Annotated in this window: 17 protein-coding genes; 11 read left to right on the forward strand and 6 right to left on the reverse strand. The window is 73.3% G+C overall.

All coding sequences use genetic code 11. From position 1 onward, the window contains the following. Window positions 1–3: 3 nt before the first annotated feature. From ABD331_RS39965 to ABD331_RS39995, 7 genes are read left to right on the forward strand one after another with little or no spacing between them, the layout of a single operon-like run. The gene (locus tag ABD331_RS39965) at window positions 4–1518 is read left to right on the forward strand and encodes an ABC transporter substrate-binding protein (RefSeq protein ID WP_344487277.1); all 1515 of its coding nucleotides are present in this window, start codon (window positions 4–6) and stop codon (window positions 1516–1518) included. Further along, window positions 1515–2507 (forward strand): ABC transporter permease, encoded by a 993-nt coding sequence (locus ABD331_RS39970; RefSeq protein ID WP_344487279.1) that lies wholly within the window; start codon window positions 1515–1517, stop codon window positions 2505–2507. The genes ABD331_RS39965 and ABD331_RS39970 overlap by 4 nt, the downstream gene beginning before the upstream one ends. Beyond that, window positions 2504–3370, forward strand: coding sequence for an ABC transporter permease (locus ABD331_RS39975; protein ID WP_344487281.1), 867 nt, complete (start codon window positions 2504–2506; stop codon window positions 3368–3370). The genes ABD331_RS39970 and ABD331_RS39975 overlap by 4 nt, the downstream gene beginning before the upstream one ends. Beyond that, the gene (locus ABD331_RS39980; protein ID WP_344487283.1) at window positions 3354–4220 is read left to right on the forward strand and encodes an ABC transporter ATP-binding protein; all 867 of its coding nucleotides are present in this window, start codon (window positions 3354–3356) and stop codon (window positions 4218–4220) included. Before ABD331_RS39975 ends, ABD331_RS39980 begins: the two co-directional genes overlap by 17 nt. After that, a complete protein-coding gene (locus ABD331_RS39985; RefSeq protein WP_344487285.1) occupies window positions 4217–5119 on the forward strand; it encodes an ABC transporter ATP-binding protein in 903 nt (300 codons plus the stop codon). The genes ABD331_RS39980 and ABD331_RS39985 overlap by 4 nt, the downstream gene beginning before the upstream one ends. 16 nt (window positions 5120–5135) lie before the next feature. Next, window positions 5136–6041, forward strand: coding sequence for a serine aminopeptidase domain-containing protein (locus ABD331_RS39990; protein ID WP_344487287.1), 906 nt, complete (start codon window positions 5136–5138; stop codon window positions 6039–6041). Continuing rightward, a complete protein-coding gene (locus ABD331_RS39995) occupies window positions 6038–7072 on the forward strand; it encodes an LLM class flavin-dependent oxidoreductase (protein WP_344487289.1) in 1035 nt (344 codons plus the stop codon). The genes ABD331_RS39990 and ABD331_RS39995 overlap by 4 nt, the downstream gene beginning before the upstream one ends. A 91-nt stretch (window positions 7073–7163) precedes the next feature. Here the strand turns inward: ABD331_RS39995 and ABD331_RS40000 are convergent, their stop codons facing one another. Then, window positions 7164–7751: a TetR/AcrR family transcriptional regulator gene (locus ABD331_RS40000; protein ID WP_344487291.1), complete on the reverse strand. Its 588-nt coding sequence runs from the start codon at window positions 7749–7751 to the stop codon at window positions 7164–7166. 54 nt (window positions 7752–7805) lie between these two features. Between ABD331_RS40000 and ABD331_RS40005 the strand changes: the two genes are divergently transcribed. Next, window positions 7806–9041, forward strand: coding sequence for a glycosyltransferase (locus tag ABD331_RS40005; RefSeq protein WP_344487293.1), 1236 nt, complete (start codon window positions 7806–7808; stop codon window positions 9039–9041). 30 nt (window positions 9042–9071) lie between these two features. On the opposite strand, the gene ABD331_RS40010 is transcribed toward ABD331_RS40005, so the two are convergent. Then, window positions 9072–9566, reverse strand: coding sequence for a mycothiol transferase (locus ABD331_RS40010; protein ID WP_344487295.1), 495 nt, complete (start codon window positions 9564–9566; stop codon window positions 9072–9074). Between the two features lie 145 nt (window positions 9567–9711). On the opposite strand from ABD331_RS40010, the gene ABD331_RS40015 reads away from it, so the two are divergent. From ABD331_RS40015 to lysA, 3 genes are all read left to right on the forward strand, one after another. Further along, window positions 9712–10659, forward strand: a complete 948-nt coding sequence (locus tag ABD331_RS40015; RefSeq protein ID WP_344487297.1) for a hypothetical protein — start codon at window positions 9712–9714, stop codon at window positions 10657–10659. A gap of 127 nt (window positions 10660–10786) precedes the next feature. Then, window positions 10787–11047 carry an SAV_915 family protein gene (locus ABD331_RS40020; RefSeq protein WP_344487299.1) on the forward strand — a complete coding sequence of 87 codons (261 nt, stop codon included), beginning with the start codon at window positions 10787–10789 and terminating at the stop codon, window positions 11045–11047. Then, entirely contained in the window at window positions 11047–12354 is a 1308-nt protein-coding gene (lysA, locus tag ABD331_RS40025) for a diaminopimelate decarboxylase (RefSeq protein ID WP_344487301.1), read from the forward strand. The genes ABD331_RS40020 and lysA overlap by 1 nt, the downstream gene beginning before the upstream one ends. A 203-nt stretch (window positions 12355–12557) precedes the next feature. Here lysA and ABD331_RS40030 read toward each other — a convergent pair whose 3' ends face one another. The 4 genes from ABD331_RS40030 to ABD331_RS40045 form a co-directional block, all read right to left on the reverse strand. Further along, on the reverse strand, window positions 12558–13280 hold the full coding sequence (locus tag ABD331_RS40030; protein ID WP_344487303.1) for a VOC family protein: 723 nt from the start codon (window positions 13278–13280) through the stop codon (window positions 12558–12560). Between the two features lie 52 nt (window positions 13281–13332). Continuing rightward, window positions 13333–13908, reverse strand: a complete 576-nt coding sequence (locus ABD331_RS40035) for a PadR family transcriptional regulator (protein ID WP_344487305.1) — start codon at window positions 13906–13908, stop codon at window positions 13333–13335. Between the two features lie 126 nt (window positions 13909–14034). Then, window positions 14035–15087, reverse strand: a complete 1053-nt coding sequence (locus tag ABD331_RS40040) for an AraC-like ligand-binding domain-containing protein (protein ID WP_344487307.1) — start codon at window positions 15085–15087, stop codon at window positions 14035–14037. 40 nt (window positions 15088–15127) lie between these two features. Next, window positions 15128–15658, reverse strand: coding sequence for a TetR/AcrR family transcriptional regulator (locus ABD331_RS40045; RefSeq protein ID WP_344487309.1), 531 nt, complete (start codon window positions 15656–15658; stop codon window positions 15128–15130). Window positions 15659–15707 lie beyond the last annotated feature (49 nt).

Consider the following 15707-nt stretch of genomic DNA (forward strand, 5'->3'; position numbering starts at 1 on the left):
AACGTGAGGAAGGCGCTCATCGCCGCCGTCGCGGCGCTCGTGCTCACCGGCTGCGCCTCCCGCGCGGCCGTCGGCGACGGCGTCACCGTGTCCGCCGGCGGCCAGCGCGGCGACACCCTGACCTGGGGCTGGTCGCTGCCCTCCACCTGGGACCCGGTGACCTCCGCGGTCGGCAACGACGTCCACGCGCTGACCCTCGTCTACGAGGGCATCACCGAGGTGAACGCGAAGGGCGAGGCCGTCCCAGGGCTCGCGCACTCGTGGGCCTACGCCGAGGACGGCCGCTCGGTCACCTTCCACCTCCGGCCCGGCCTGACCTTCTCCGACGGCACCAAGCTCGACGCCGCCGCCGTCAAGGCCAGCCTGGAACGCGGCAAGAGCGCGAAGGACTCGACGATCGCGCCGCAACTGGCCACCGTCGAGAGCGTCACCGCCGACAGCGCCACCGACGTGACGCTGCACCTGACCCAGGTGGACTACCAGATCCCGCTGCTGCTGTCCGGCAAGACCGGGCAGATCGTCAGCCCGGCTGCGTCGAAGGACGCCACGAAGCTGGCCACCCAGCCGGTCGGCGCAGGGCCCTTCATCCTGAAGAGCTACGTGCCCGGGTCGCAGGCCACGCTGGTGAAGAACCCCGCGTTCTGGAACGCCGACCAGATCCTCGTCACGAACTTCGTGCTCAAGCCGACCCCCGACCCGTCCGTGGCGGTCGCGGGGCTCCAGTCGGGCCAGTTCGACGTCGCCGACCTCACCGCGTCGCAGGTCGGCGGGGTCAAGGCCGCCGGATTCCCGGTCGAGACGACCGACGTGCTGCCGGTCCGCGTCCTCGACGTGAACAACACGGTCAAGCCGTTCGACAACCCCAAGGTCGTCCAGGCGATCAGCACGGCCATCGACCGGCAGGCGCTGGTCAAGACGGCCAACTTCGGCTACGGCCAGCCGGTCTGGCAGCCGTTCCCCAAGGGGTACGTCGCCCACAACGCGCAGCTCGACAACCTCTACCCGCACGACGTGGCCAAGGCCAAGCAACTGCTCGCCGAGGCGGGACACCCGAACGGCATCGACGTCCAGCTCGCCCTGGGCAAGGCCGACGACCCCGTCGGCGAGCTGATCCAGCAGCAGCTGAACGCCGCCGGCATCCGCACCACGCTCACCGTCCAGACGCCGGGCGTCAACAACTACATCACCCGCAGGTACCCGTTCGTGCTCGACCAGTTCAACGCCCGCCAGTCGCCGGTGCAGGCGCTGCAGGTGCTGTTCGGGCCGCAGGGGCTGATGAACCTCGGCAAGACGACCCCCGACCGGCTCCCCGAGGCGGTCGCGAAGGCGAGCGGCTACGACCTGAAGGATCCCGCCTACCCGGCGGCGATCCAGGACGCCACCAAGATCGCGGTGACGAACATGCCGAACGTGTTCCTGTTCACGGTGACGCGCTTCACCGCGCACACCCCCAAGGTGCACGGCCTGCAGCACTGGGTGGACATCCAGCGCTTCGAGGGCGTCTGGGTAGCGAGATGACCACGCTGAACGTGCGCGGGGGCCTGCCTTCGGTCACGGCGCCCGCCGCCGCCGTGGGCCGCGCCCTACTGATCGCCGTCCCCGTGCTGCTCGTCTCCACCTTCCTCACGTTCATGCTCGGCGGGCTGACGGAGCAGGACCCCGCGTCGCTCGTGCTCGGCGACTCCGCCACCCCCGCCGACGTGGCCAGGATGCGCGAGACGTTCGGCCTCGACCAGCCGCTGCCGGCGCGCTACGCGCTGTGGCTGTGGGACGCCCTGCACGGCGACCTCGGCGCCTCCTGGTTCACGAAGATCCCCGTGGCGCAGAGCATCGCCGAGCGGCTGCCGGTCAGCCTGTCGGTGGCCGCCGGGGCGCTGCTCATCGCCGTCGTGCTCGGCGGCGTGTCCGGCATCCTCGCCGCCGTCCGGCAGGGCGGCCGGCTGGACCGCGCCGTCACCGTCGTCACCTCCGTGCTGGCCACCGTCCCCGGGTTCGTCGCCGCGATCGCGCTCATCACGGTGTTCTCGCTGCTCATCCCCGTGCTGCCGTCCGGCGGCTGGGCGCCGCCGTCCGAGGGGCTGCTGACCTGGGCGACCTTCCTCCTGCTGCCGAGCGTGGCACTGAGTCTGGACGCCGCCGCGGACGTCGCCCGCCAGTTGCGCACCGGCCTGGCCGACACGCTGCACGAGAACTACATCGTGGGTGCGCAGGTGCGGGGGCTGCCGGGGTGGCGCGTCGTGCTCGTGCACGCGCTGCGCAACGGCGCGGGCCCCGCGGTGGCCGTGCTCGGCATGCACGTGCCGCGGCTCATCGGCGGCGCCGTCATCGTCGAGACCGTGTTCGCGCTGCCCGGCATCGGCGAGCTGACCAAGACCGCGGCGCTCGGCGGTGACGTGCCCGTCGTGCAGGGCGCCCTGCTCGTGACGATCGCCGTCGTGCTCATCTCGTCCGCGCTCGTCAACGTCCTGCTGGTCAAGCTGCGCCCCGCCGCCAGGAGGGAGATATGAGGACCGTCACCGACGCCCTGCGCACCCGCGCGGGTGCCGTCGCGGCGATCGTGCTGGCGGCCGTGCTGCTGCTCGCGGTGATCGGGCCCTTCGTGGCGCCGTACGATTCGCTGCGCAACAGCCCCGGCATCCTCCAGCCGCCGAGCGCCGCCCACTGGTTCGGCACCGACTACCTCGGCCGCGACGTGCTCAGCCGGGTCCTGGCCGGCGCGCCGGGGTCGGTGTTCACCGCGTTCGAGGCGGTCGCCATCGGCCTGGTCATCGGCGTCGTGCCCGGCATCACCTCCGTCCACCTCGGACGCGTCTACGAGTGGATCACCCTGCGGGTCATGGACGGGCTCATCGCGCTGCCCTTCCTGATCTTCGCCATCGCGGTGGCCGCGCTGCTCGGCAACGCCGTCCACCAGGCGATGATCGCCGTCGGCATCCTGCTCGCGCCGTCGTTCTACCGCATCACCAGGGCCGCCGCGCTCAGCCACGCCAACGCGCAGTACGTGACGGCCGCGCAGCTCTTCGGCGCCTCGACGTGGCGGGTGCTGCGCACGCACGTGTGGTCCAAGATCCTGCCGACGCTCGTCGTGGCCACCGCGAACGCCACCGCCGGCGGCCTCCTGATCGTCTCGTCGCTGACCTTCCTCGGCATCGGCGTCGTGCCGCCCGAGCCCACCTGGGGCGGCATCGTCGCCAGCGATCTCGGCTACCTGACGCAGCGGCCGTACGGGCCTGTGTTCCCGTCCCTGTTCATCATGGCCACCGTCGGCGCGCTCAACCTGCTCGCCGACGCGATCAGGGACACCAGCGGCGACCACGGGCGTGCGCGGACGCTGATGAGGAGAGGAGCGCGCCGTGTCCGTCTCGCCTGACTCCGCCACCGCCGTCCGCCCGGTCGCCGACGCCGGGCGCGAGACGCTGTTGTCCGTACGCGGGCTGCGCGTCGCCGTCGCCGACGGCACCGAGGTCGTGCACGGCGTGGACCTCGACCTCCCGCGCGGCTCGGCCGTCGGGCTGGTCGGCGAGTCCGGCAGCGGCAAGACCCTGACCTGCCGCGCCATCCTCGGGCTGCTGCCCGCCGGCGTCGAGGTCACCGGCGGAGAGATCACCCTGCGGGACACCGAGCTGACCGCGCTGCCCGCCGCCGAGCGGGCCCGCCTGCGCGGCACCCACCTCGCCGCCGTCTTCCAGGACCCGGCCTCCTACCTCAACCCGTCGATCACCGTCGGCGCCCAGCTCGCCGAGGTGCTGCGGGTCAAGGTCGGGCTGGCCCGCCGGGCCGCGCGGCAGCGAGCCGTCGAGCTGCTGCGCGCCATGGGGCTGCGCCACCCCGAGCACGTCTACGCGCAGTACCCCTTCGAGCTGTCGGGCGGGATGCTGCAACGCGTGCTCATCGCCATGTCGATCACCGCGGACCCCGAGCTGCTGATCGCCGACGAGGCCACCACGGCGCTCGACGTGACCGTGCAGGCCGAGGTGCTCGAACTGCTCACGGAGCTGCGCCGCGAACGAGGGCTCACCCTCGTCGTCGTCTCCCACGACCTGGCCGTCATCGCGCAACTGTGCGACACCGTGCACGTCTTCCGCGACGGCGGCGTCGTCGAGACGGGGCCCACCCGGCAGGTGCTGCGCGCCCCCGCCCACCCGTACACGCGCGAGCTGATCGACAACCACGAGCGCTTCGGCATCGACCGGGTGCGTGAGCAGAGGAGCCGCCGATGACCGCGTTGCTCGACGTCTCCGGGCTGCACGTCGCGCTCGGCCGCGGCCGGGCGCGCACCGAGATCCTGCACGGCGTCGATCTGACGGTGGCGCCCGGTGAGATCGTCGGGCTCATCGGGGAGACCGGCTCCGGCAAGACCACGCTCGCCCGCGCCGTCCTCGGCCTTGTGCAGGCCCGCGGCGGCACCGTCTCGGTGGACGGGCGCGAGGTCGGCGGGCTGCGGGGCCGGGCGTTGCGGGCGTTCCGCCGCAGCGGGGCCGTGCAGTACGTCTTCCAGGACCCGCTGCGCAGCCTCGACCCCGACCGCACCGTGTTCGACACCCTGGTCGAAGGGCTCGTGGTGCGCGGCGGGCCCGGGCGCGGCGGGCCCGTGCGCGGCGCGTCGGAGAACGCCGCGCGCCGCGGGCACACTCGCGCCGAGCTGCGGGACGCCGCGCATCGCGTCGCGCGGCTCGTCTCGTTGCCGATCGAGCTGCTGGACAAGCACCCCGGCGAGCTGTCCGGCGGCCAGCGGCAGCGGGTCGCGATCGCCCGCGCCGTCGCCGTCGATCCGCGGCTGCTGATCTGCGACGAGCCGGTCAGCGCCCTCGACGCCTCGACGCGCATCACCGTCCTCGAACTCCTGACCAGGCTGCGCGAGACCCGCGACCTCGGCGTCCTGCTGATCACGCACGACCTCGGCTCGCTCGGCGGCGTCGCGGACCGCGTCGTCGTGCTCTACCACGGGCAGGTGGTGGAGACGGGCACCACGGAGGAGATCCTCCTGGCTCCGCGGCACCCGTACACCCGCCTGCTCGTGACGTCCGTGCCGTCGATCCGCGACGAGCAGCCGCCGGATCCCGAGCTGCGGCGGGCGCTGCGCGAGGAAGTGCGCGCCCTCGCCGCCCCCTCCCTCTGACCAATTGGAGCAAGACATGACGCAGAGCACCGACTTTCACGCCCCTGCGGGGCTGCGGACCAGAGGCACGGTCATCGTCGTGCCGGGGCGCGGGGAGACCCGCGCGACGTACGCGCGGTTCGGGGCGCGGCTCGCCGCCGACGCCTACCGGGTGCGGGTCGTGGACCTGCCGGACGGTGACCCTTCCGAGGCCGAGCCCTTCCTGGACGCGCTCGCCCGGCGGCTGTCGGAGGCCGTCGAGGGCGTCGCGGGCGAGGGGGCGGACGGCCTGCCCCGGCCGCTGGTCCTGGCAGGCGCCGACCTGGGCGCCGCCGCCCTCGCCGCCCTGCTCGCCAAAGCCTCCGCAACGGCAACGCCGACGTCGGGTGCAGCGGCAGGCTTGGCCTCCGGGACGGTGGCGGGCTCGGTGGCGGGCGCGGCCTCTGGTTCGGCGGCGGGCTCGGTGGCGGGTGCATCCTCCGGCCCGGCATCCGGTGCGGCGGTGGGCTGGTGGCCGGAGGCGGTTGTGCTGGCGGGGCTGCCCGGCAGCGGCTCGCGGGCCGGTGGCGGCTGGGAGGACGAGCTGGACGTCCGCACCCACTGCCCCACCCACCGCGGCGTCCTGACCGGCGACGCGTCCGTGCGGCGCGGCGCGCTGTCCGGCGCCGTGCCCCAGGACCTCCTCACCACGGCGTACGAGAGCACCGCCACCATCCCGCACCTCCTGCTCGTCGGCGACGCCGACCCGCTGGCCGACCGCGACGCGATCACCCGCACGGCCAAGACCCTGCCCAAGGCCAGGCTCGCCGTGGTCCGCGGCGCCCACCACGACGTACTCAACGACCTCCAGCACCGCGCGGTAGCCGCCGAGGTCGTCACGTTCCTGGAGACGCTGCGCGACGACCTGGTCCCGGCGGTCACCGTGGAGACGAGCGCCTGGTGAGCCCGCGCTTCCTCGCGAGCACCCTGCTGTCGGCCGATCCGGCGCTGTCGCTGCCCGGCGAGACCGAGCACGACCGGCTGCGCGCCGCCGTGGACCTCGCCGTGTGGGCCGAGCGGATCGGCTACGACGGCTTCGGCGTGGGGGAGCGGCACAACCCCGGCTTCCTGTCCCCGTCGCCGGCGGTGCTGCTGTCGCACATCGCCGCACGCACCTCGGCCATCCGGCTGTTCACCACCGTGGCCGTGCTGTCGCTCAACGACCCGGTGCGGGTGGCCGAGGACTACGCCCTGCTCGACCACCTCAGCGAGGGCCGCCTCGAACTGATCATCGGCAAGGGCAACGACGCGCCGTCGCTGAAGCTGTTCGGGGCGCGCGAGGAGGAGCAGTGGGATCGGCTCGCCGAGGCGTACGAGCTGCTGCGGCGGTTGTGGCGCGAGGAGCGGGTCACCTGGTCGGGACGGTTCCGTCCGCCTCTCGACGAGGTGACGACCCGGCCGCGCCCCTTCCAGCGGCCCGCGCCGCGCGTGTGGCACGGCTCGGCCTCCAGCAGGCGCTCAACCGAGCTGGCCGCCGCCTTCGGCGACCCGCTGTACTCCGCCAACGGCTTCAGGCCCGCCGCCCACTACCTGGAGCTGGTCCGGCACTACCGGGAACGGCTGGCGCACCACGGCCACGACCCGGCGCGGATCCCTCTCGGGCTGGGCGCCCACTCGCCGGTGATCGCCACCCGCTCCCAGGACGCCTACGAGCTGGCCCGCCCGGCGTTCGAACGCTTCCGCCGGCAGCCGGTCGCCGCGAGCAACGGATTCCCGTACGAGAGCCTGGAGGACTTCGTCGCCCGCGGCTCCGCGCTGATCGGCAGCCCCGCGCAGATCACCGAGAAGCTGCTCGCCCTGCACGCCGACTTCGGCAACGACCTGTTCGGCGTCGGCTTCGAGGGCTTCTTCCTCACCGACGCCGCCACCACGCGGGGCCATCTGGAGCGCTTCTTCGGCGAGGTGGTGCCGGTCGTCCGCGCCGAGCTGAGCTGACCCGCCGATGGTGAGGGCGCCGCCGAGCCCCCGGACGCTGCCTGCTCGGCTTCGGCCCCGAGGCCGAGGTGCTGGAACCCGAGGAGGGGGGTCAGGCGCGCAGCCGTGCCAGGTGGTAGTCGAGCGCCGCCACGACCTCCTCGGGCGAGTAGTGGCCGACCAGGGTGGCGTTCACGATGCCCTGCGCGAAGGCGTACAGGATGCTCGCCTCCTTGCCGGGGTCCAGGTGCGCGGCGAGCTGCCCGGCGGTCTGGGCGGCGCTGATCTGCTCGGCGAGGAAGGACAGCAGGTGCGGCAGCCCGAGCCGCATCGCCGCCGCCTGATCGGCGGCCACCACCGAGCTGGCCTGGAACGCCAGCCCGACGCGGTTCAGGTGGCGGCGCTCGTCGTCCAGCGGCAGCAGCTCCAGCACGGTGTCCCGCAGCAGGTCGAGCGGCGTGGAGCGGCGCGCGGCCACGGCCGCCACCCGGGTCCCGATCCAGACCCTGAAGTGCTCCAGCGCCAGCAGCAGCATCTGGTCCTTGGTCTGGACGTAGTACTGCACCGTCCCCATGGACATCCCGGCCGCGGCGGCGACCTCCCTCAGGCTGACGCTCTCCATGCCCCTGTCGTGGATGATGCGGTGCACGGCCTCGGCGATGTGCCGCCGCCTGGCGTCATGGTCCACGATCTTCGGCATCTCCCCGTCGCTTTCTCATGCGAGTGCATGGGAAAAGGTTTATCATGCGAGTGCATGATAAACGGGGATGGGGTGATGGGGGTGCGGGTTCTGATCGTCGGCGCCGGTACGCGGGGGGACGTGGCGCCGTACACGGGGCTGGGAGCGCGCTTACGCGAGGCCGGGCACGAGGTGGCCGTCGCCGCGCACCAGCCGTACGCGGACCTGGTGACCGGCGCGGGCCTGGAGCACCTGCCGCTTCCCGGCGACCCCCTCGCCGCGCTGACCGGCCGCTTCTCCGTCCGCGCGTACGCGGAGTACGGCGGGCGGCTCATGGACGGCCTGGCCGGGCTCGCCGAACAGGAGGCCGACCTGCTGCTGCTCGGCGTGGCGGGCGCGCCGGGCCGTCACGTCGCCGAGGCGATGGGCGTGCCGAGCATGGGCGTCCACCTGCAGCCGATCGAACCCACCGGGGACTTCCCGCCGGTCATGAGCCTGTTCCGCCGCTCGCTCGGACGGTGGGGGAACCGCAGGGCGGCCCGGCTCTGGTTCGAGTCGCCGCTGCTCGCCGGGGCGAACACGAAGCTGCGGGCCCGGCTCGGGCTGCCCCCGATGAGCCCGCGCGACCTCTACCGGCGCAGGGAGGACACCCGCTGGCCGGTCTTCCACGGGGTCAGCCCGCTGGTGCTGCCCCGCCCTGCCGACTGGCGGCCTGGCCTGGAGGTCACCGGTTACTGGTGGCCGTTCCGGTCACGGGCCTGGCAGCCGGATCCGGTGCTGCGCGACTTCCTTTCCTCCGGGCCCGCACCGGTCTTCGTCGGGTTCGGCAGCCTGGCGGGCGCGCGGGCCGAGCGGTACACGGAACTGGCCGTACGGGCGCTGCGACGGGCCGGGCTGCGCGGCGTGCTGCAGACCGGCCCGCGGGGACCGCTCTCGGACGACGTGCTCGCGGTCGGTGACGTGCCGCACGACTGGCTGTTCCCCCGGATGGCCGCCGTCGCCCACCACTGCGGCAGCGGCACCACCGGGAGCGGGGTGCGGGCGGGGGTGCCTGCCGTGGCCGTGCCGGTCATGAACGACCAGCCGCTGTGGGCGTCCAGACTGGCGGCGCTCGGCGTGGCCCCGGCCGCGATCCCGTTCCGCCGCCTGACCTCCGCACGGCTGGCCGCCGCGCTCAGCACCGCGGCCGGCGACCCGGCGTATGAGCGGCGGGCGCGGGCGCTCGCGGCCCAGGTCTCGGTGGAGGACGGCGCGGCGCCCGTCGTCGAGGCGGTGAACAGGCTCGGGCTCGGCTGGTGCGGTGACCGCTGACGTTCACCGGGTTCAGTGACCCGCGGCCGGTCAGTCGTCGTTGACCAGCCACTGCCGTCCGTCGATCAGCTCCCGAACCGCGTCGAGTTGTCCGGCGTGCGTCGCAGTGTCGACGATCACGTGCAGCAGCACTTCGCGCAAAGAATCCAGCCGCCATGACCCCGAACCGAACATCTTCGTCGGCCACCAGGCCGGCGCGGCATCGATCGCCGTCGCCCCGATGACCATGTTGGACAGCTCGATCGTCCGTCGATACCGCGCGAGCACGTCCGCACCGGAGAGCTCCTCGGGGACCTTCCAACCGAACTCGCCTTCCACGAGCGTGTCGATGACCTGGCGATCGGCGGCCATCGCGCCGCGGAACCAAAGCGCCTCGGACCAGGTCAAATGGTGCACCAGGTCGCGGGGCGACCAACCGGACGGCAGCACCACCTCGCGTAGTTGCCCCTCTCCAAGGCCGTCCAGGATGCCCAGGACGTGCTTGCGCTGCGAGTCCAGGTAACCGGTCAGTGTTTCGCGCTCCACGGCCTTGCCCTCCCCACGATGCGGAAGACAGACCATACACAACGACGAGATCGGCGAACGCGTGGGTCACCGTGAGCGCGGTCAAGCCGGTGAATGTTCATGGTCACCGCACTGGCGGGACGCGGCGGGCTCTACGCTACGCAACATGCCGATGGACGGGAACGACCGCTGGGAACTGGTGGCCCGCCGGCCGTCCGTCACCTACGGCCGGGTCATCGCCACCGGCGAGCGTGACGCCTGGGCGTTCGGCTGGAAGGTCCTGGGCATCGCCGCCTGGGTGCCGGTGGCCGACGGCCCGCACCGGCCCATGGCCTTCCGCTGGGACGGCGGCTCCTGGAAGAAGAGTGATCTCCCCGTCGAACGCGGAGATGTCGGCCCGGTCGCCGCGTCCGGCCCGTCCGCGGTGTGGGCCCTGGCCGGTGGCCGCGTCCTGCGCTGGGACGGGAGCGCCTGGACGGCCGCGAGGAAGGCGCCCGCGACGGCCTGGACGCTCGCCGTCGCCGGGCACGACGTGTGGATCTTCGGTGACTTCAAGGCGTGGCGCTACGATGGCACGAAGTGGTCGGAATCGGACATCGCCTTCCGTGCCATGCGGGTCAGCGCCAGTTCCGCCTCGGACATCTGGGCCCTCGACGCCGAAGGCCCCTTCGTGCACCACTTCGACGGGCGGGCCTGGACCCGTGCCGACCTGAGCGCCCACCTGCCGGAGGCCCCGCTCAGCCCTCCCCTGCGCGCCATCACCGCCGATCCGTCCGGCGTCTGGATCACCGGGGAGATCGGGACGTCGTCGTTCCTGCTTCACCGGACCGACGCCGGCTGGCGGAGCGAGAGCACCTCCGCGCAGGCCGGGCGCATGGTCCGGGACGTGCCGCCCGTGCCCGACGGCAGGGGCGGCCACTGGTTCCTCGGCTCCATGGACGTCAACGGGATCGACTCCGCCCTCGCCCACCGCGACCGATCCGGCCGGTGGACGAGGGTTCCGGCCGGTGGCGAGCTGACGTCGCTGTCCGCCGTCCCCGGCGGCCCGCTGCTGGCCACCGGCGTGATCGGCTCGGCCGCCGGGGTGTTCCGCGCCCGAGGCAGGCTGTGGTGATCGCGTCGGCTGTCAACATCGCGTCAGGATTCCCGGGGTCGCGCGTCCGGATTGCGCAGCGATTGCGAAACACGCCCTGAAACGGTTCTAGCGTCCCTCATGTACGACCTTCGCAGGAGGGAAACAGATGTCAGAGCCCCGATTGTTCGTCCCCGTCAGCATGGGCAGGTTCGCCTCGGCCCTGCGGCTGTTCCGCACCGCCGCCGGCAAGCGGGCGGCGGTCGCGTTCACCTCGCCGCTCAAGCTGGCCCAGGTGCTCGGACCGGACCAGCGGTGGGTGGTGCTCACCGAGCCGGCGCTGCGCGGCATGCTCACCGAGCTGGACGTCGTCGGCATCGTCATCGACCCGGCGGGCACGATGTCCCGCCCGGCCAGGCGGGTGGCCTGATGCACGCCCTCCACCAGGACCACGTGGAGCCCTGGTCGGCCACCACCCGCTTCCAGCCGGTCGCCAGCACCGGGGGAGTGCCGCTCATGCGGATCGCAGAGCGGCACGGCACGCCCGCGTACGTGGTGGACGAGGCCGACGTGCGCGAGCGGTGCCGCGCCTTCCGCGCCGCGCTGCCGGACGCGACCATCCTGTACGCGGCCAAGGCGTTCCTGTGCCGCGCGATGGCCACCTGGATCCGCCAGGAGGGGCTCGGCCTGGACGTCTGCTCGGGCGGCGAGCTGGCCATCGCCCGGTCCGTCGGGTTCCCCGCCGGGCGGATCGTCTTCCACGGCAACGCCAAGACCCCGCACGAGCTGCTGGAGGCGGTGCGGTACGGGGTGGGGCGCATCGTCGTCGACAACCTCGCCGAGATCGTCCGGCTGGCGGCGCTGGTCCCGCCGGGGAGCAGGCAGAAGATCCTGCTCCGCGTCGTCCCTGACATCGAGGCGGGCGCCTGCGCGGCCGTCCGCACCGGCGGCGAGGGGCAGAAGTTCGGCCTGTCCATCGCCACCGGGGACCTCGCCGCGGCCGTGGACCGGGTGCTGCGCCGGCCGGAGCTGGAGCTGGCCGGGCTGCACTGCCACCTGGGCTCCCAGATCGGCGCCGCGGAGCCGTACGGGCGGGCGGTGCGCGTCATGGTGGAGCAGCTCGCCCGCGTCCGGGACACGCACGGCGTCGTCCTGCCCGAGCTGGACCTCGGCGGCGGCCAGGGCATCGCCTACCTGCCCGCCGAGCACGGCCTGACCCCCGCCGAGTACGCCGCCACCGTGCTCAAGGCGCTGGAGGAGTCGTGCGCGGAGCTGGGACTGCCGGTGCCCCGGCTGAGCGTCGAGCCCGGCCGGTCGATCAGCGGCCCCGCAGGGCTGACGCTGTACCGGGTCATCGCGGTCAAGCGCACGCTCATGCGCACCTACGTCGCCGTGGACGGCGGCATGAGCGACAACCCGCGCCCGTCCCTGTACGGCGCCCGCTACACCGCCCGCCTGATCGGCCGGGCCGCCACGGCGCCGGACCGTGAGGTCACGCTGGTCGGGCACCACTGCGAGGCGGGCGACGTGCTCGCCGAGAACGTGCCGCTGCCCGCCGACCTGCGGGCGGGCGACGTCGTCGCGATCCCCGCCACCGGCGCCTACCACTACTCGATGGCCTCCACCTACAACCTCACCGGCCGCCCGCCCGTCATCGCGGTCGTCGACGGCGCGGCCCGCGTGGTGGTGCGGCGCGAGGAGATCGACGACCTGCTCCGCCGGGACGTGGGGCTGTGATCAGGATCCGGCCCGCACCTCCGAGGATCCGAACCCGCATCGCCGACCGAGCGCAGGCCGCCGCACATGGGGAGACCTACCGCCGGCGAGTGACCAGCTCCGTGGTGGTGATGGTGGCGAAGCAGGTCGCGCGCGGGCTCGCGGGGGATCGTCGGCCACCCCGGGCACGGAGCAGCCACCCCTGTCGTGATCTCGTCCCGTGGTCAGGGTGCGGGCCGGAGCGCGGCGGCCACGTCGTCGAGGGCGGCCAGCGTTCCGGCGAGCCTGTCACGCTCGTCGCCGGACAGCGGAAGCGCGCGGGCCCGGGCGAGCGCGTCGCCGGCCGCCGCCGGGTCCCCGGCCCGCAGCGCCAGCTCGGCCCGGTAGGCCAGCGCTTCGAGCTGCTCGGCCGCCGTCGCGGTGTCCCTGTCCCGGTCGAGGGCCGCGTCCAGGATCTGAGCCGCCCGTACGTGCTTGCCGTGGGAGTCGCCCATCACGACCGCCCTGTGCAGGGTCGTGGTGAGCTTGCCCGTGGCCGTCTCCTCCTCGGGCACGGGGGCGGCGGCCATGATCCTGATCCAGTTGCCGCCCGGGTCGATGACGGTGAACCCGGACACGTTGCCGGCGTTCTTCCTCTTGCGCGGCCGGGTCATCCGGGGGATGCCGGTCACCAGGAGCTTGCCGTGCACCCGGCGCATGCCCGCGGCGAACGCCTCGAACAGCTCGCCGGTGTCGGGCACGAGGACCACGCAGGTGCCGTAGGAGTTCTCCGGGTCGAAGTCGGGCATGCCGAAGAAGTCCAGCCGCAGGTCCTCTCGCTGCAGCGACACGTACGGGTTCGGGCGGGTCTGGTAGTAGGTGCGGGCGAAGCCCAGCATCGTGTAGAAGCCGACCATCTCGTCGATGGAGCGGCAGGGAAGCAACGGCACGGTGATCTCGTCGGCCATGATGTCTCCGGCTATCGGGGTGCGGGTTTCTCGCCGGCCATGGTGTCTCCGGCTATCGGGGTGCGGGGTTCTCGCCGGCCATGGTGAACGCGCCTTCCTCAAGGCGGCGGATGAGCCGGTCGGTCCAGCGGGCGCCGGTGTCGGCCGTGGTCAGCCACAGCGACAGCACCTCGCCGATCGGCCCCCACGTCTCCAGGTCGGCGCCGGCGGGCAGGTGGGCGGTGATGCTCGCACGCCACTCGCGCATCGCGTGCGCCCGCTCGCGCAGCATGCGCAGGGCGTGCTCCCTCGGCAGGTCCTCGATCAGGCCGATGGCGGCGCCCAGCACGTCCAGGTCGGGGGTGCGGTCGGCGAGGGCCCGGCTGAGGAGGGTCAGGTACTCCCGTTCGCCGTCGCCGGTCAGCTCGTACTCGATCCTGGACGGGCCGCCGGCCTGCGAGGGCGCCTGCCCGTGCGCCACCAGCAGCCCTTGGCCGGCCATGCTCTTGAGCGCGTGGTACACCGAGCCCGAGGTGGCGGTGGCCCACTCGTGGGCGCCCCATGACTCGAGATCCGCGCGCACCTGGTAGCCGTGCGCGCGGCCTCGCCTGCGCAACGCTCCCAGCACCAGCAGCCGTACCGAACTCATGAGACTCCCCGGGGGCTCACTAGCCAAATTTGGCTAGCTTGGGGGACAAGTATCACCACCGCGGACGCGGCAGGTCAAATGCCGCCCGGTCGCGTGGGCCCCCTCATGAGCCTTCGGCGTCCGTGCTCAGGCGGGTTCCGCCCCGAGCGCCTGCCGCCGATGGTCGCGCGGGCTGACGCCGTAGGCCGTCCGGAAGGCCCGGCTGAACTCGGCGGCCGTCCTGAACCCCCACCGCAGCCCGACCTCGCCGATCGGCTGGTCACGCAGCCGCGGGTCGGCGAGGTCGGCGCGGGCGCGTTCGAGGCGGCGCCGCCGGACGGTGGCGCTCACGGTCTCGGCTTGATCCTGGAAGAGCAGGTGCAGCGTGCGCACGGAGATGTGGTGACGTGCGGCGATGGCCGCCGGATCGAGGTCCGGGTCGCCGAGGTGGCGGTCGATGAAGGCGTCGACGCGGGCGGCCAGGGTGCGGCGGCGGGTCTCGGGCGTGAGCAGGCTCTCGGCGCCGAGGCGGCCCGCGAGGAAGGTGGCGGCCAGGTCGAGGCCGATGGTGCCCAGGCGGGGCAGGTCGGCGGGGTCGCAGCCGGCGGCGTGCTCGCGCAGGCCGGTGAGGTAGCGGGCGAGCATCGCGCCCGTGCCGGTACTGGCGGGCAGCCGGTGCGCCAGGAGGCGTTCGAACTTGCCGCGGGGCAGGGGGAGCGCGTCGCCCGGCAGGAACAGGATGGTCAGCCGGGTGAGGGCGCCGAGGTCGGCGAACGTGGTGAAGTACGGGTGCGAGGTGCTGAACAGGGAGAAGTCGCCGGCCCGCAGGAGGGAGTCGGTGCGCCGCTGCTCCAGCCGCACCGGGCCGTCGTGCACCAGGAGGAGCTGGTAGACGTCGGGGTCGTGCCGCCTGATGTGGGCGGGGGTGCGGGTGCCGGTCACCGGCGACACCGCGAACTCGGCCACCCGCACGCCCGCCAGGTCGACGGAGTGCGTCCGGCCGTGGAAGTCGTCGGCGTGCGAGCTGGACAGCGCCGTCGGCGCGATCTCGTGCGCGGACATGTGCGCCCACCAGGCCAGGCGGTCCTGGCGCGGCACGGCGTCGGTCGACACGCTGACCACGGGGCTCCGCTGGGGCGTGTGGTGGATCCACGAGTTTCCGTACGGGTGCTCGCACACCCCGTCCACGTTCTCGGGCACCGTCCAAGGGTGCACATCCCCGGACCGCCGCGCAAGACCGTCAGGCGCCCGGACGGTGGGTGCGCAGGCCGTCCAGGAGGACCGTGGTGAGCGGGTCGTCCGCGCGGGCGCCAGGGCGGCAGATGGCGACGTTGAGCAGCCCGGCGATCTGCTCGGGCGACAGGTCGCCGCGCAGGACGCGCTGCTTCTGGGCCTGTTCGACCAGGTCGTGCAGCAGGACGTCCACCTCGCCGACGAGCCGGGTGCGGCTCTCGGAGGCGGGCGCGGCACCGGTGAGCGAGGTGACCAGGGCGAGGGGCTGGCCGGCGCAGTAGCCGACCAGGTCCGCGAGCGCGTCCCACGGCGGCCGGTCGCGGGTGGACCGCAGGCGGTCGCGCAGCGCCGTGAGGGTGCTCACCGCGAGGTCCTCGACCAGCGCGCGCCGGTCGGGGAAGTGCCGGTACAGCGTGCCCACGCCGAGGCCGGCGGCCTGGGCGATCTCCTCCATCGACACGCCGGACCCGTGCTCGGCGAACAGTCCGAGTGCCGCGCCGACGATGCGCTCGCGGTTGCGCCTGGCGTCGGCTCGCATGGCCTCCCCTATCCGGAATCTCAGATTCAGGTTACTGTACCCTGCGGAA

It is taken from the genome of Nonomuraea monospora, from assembly GCF_039531895.1.
GTDB lineage: Bacteria > Actinomycetota > Actinomycetes > Streptosporangiales > Streptosporangiaceae > Nonomuraea > Nonomuraea monospora.

Bases quoted from the DNA above. Each gene is read 5' to 3' on its own strand.
- ABD331_RS39990 (WP_344487287.1), top strand. From the start codon at position 5,136: ATGACGCAGAGCACCGACTTTCACGCCCCTGCGGGGCTGCGGACCAGA.
- ABD331_RS39975 (WP_344487281.1), top strand. From the start codon at position 2,504: ATGAGGACCGTCACCGACGCCCTGCGCACCCGCGCGGGTGCCGTCGCG.
- lysA (WP_344487301.1), top strand. From the start codon at position 11,047: ATGCACGCCCTCCACCAGGACCACGTGGAGCCCTGGTCGGCCACCACC.
- ABD331_RS40035 (WP_344487305.1), bottom strand. From the start codon at position 13,908: ATGAGTTCGGTACGGCTGCTGGTGCTGGGAGCGTTGCGCAGGCGAGGC.
- ABD331_RS40020 (WP_344487299.1), top strand. From the start codon at position 10,787: ATGTCAGAGCCCCGATTGTTCGTCCCCGTCAGCATGGGCAGGTTCGCC.
- ABD331_RS40045 (WP_344487309.1), bottom strand. From the start codon at position 15,658: ATGCGAGCCGACGCCAGGCGCAACCGCGAGCGCATCGTCGGCGCGGCA.
- ABD331_RS40000 (WP_344487291.1), bottom strand. From the start codon at position 7,751: ATGCCGAAGATCGTGGACCATGACGCCAGGCGGCGGCACATCGCCGAG.
- ABD331_RS39970 (WP_344487279.1), top strand. From the start codon at position 1,515: ATGACCACGCTGAACGTGCGCGGGGGCCTGCCTTCGGTCACGGCGCCC.
- ABD331_RS40005 (WP_344487293.1), top strand. From the start codon at position 7,806: ATGATAAACGGGGATGGGGTGATGGGGGTGCGGGTTCTGATCGTCGGC.
- ABD331_RS40030 (WP_344487303.1), bottom strand. From the start codon at position 13,280: ATGGCCGACGAGATCACCGTGCCGTTGCTTCCCTGCCGCTCCATCGAC.
- ABD331_RS39985 (WP_344487285.1), top strand. From the start codon at position 4,217: ATGACCGCGTTGCTCGACGTCTCCGGGCTGCACGTCGCGCTCGGCCGC.
- ABD331_RS40015 (WP_344487297.1), top strand. From the start codon at position 9,712: ATGCCGATGGACGGGAACGACCGCTGGGAACTGGTGGCCCGCCGGCCG.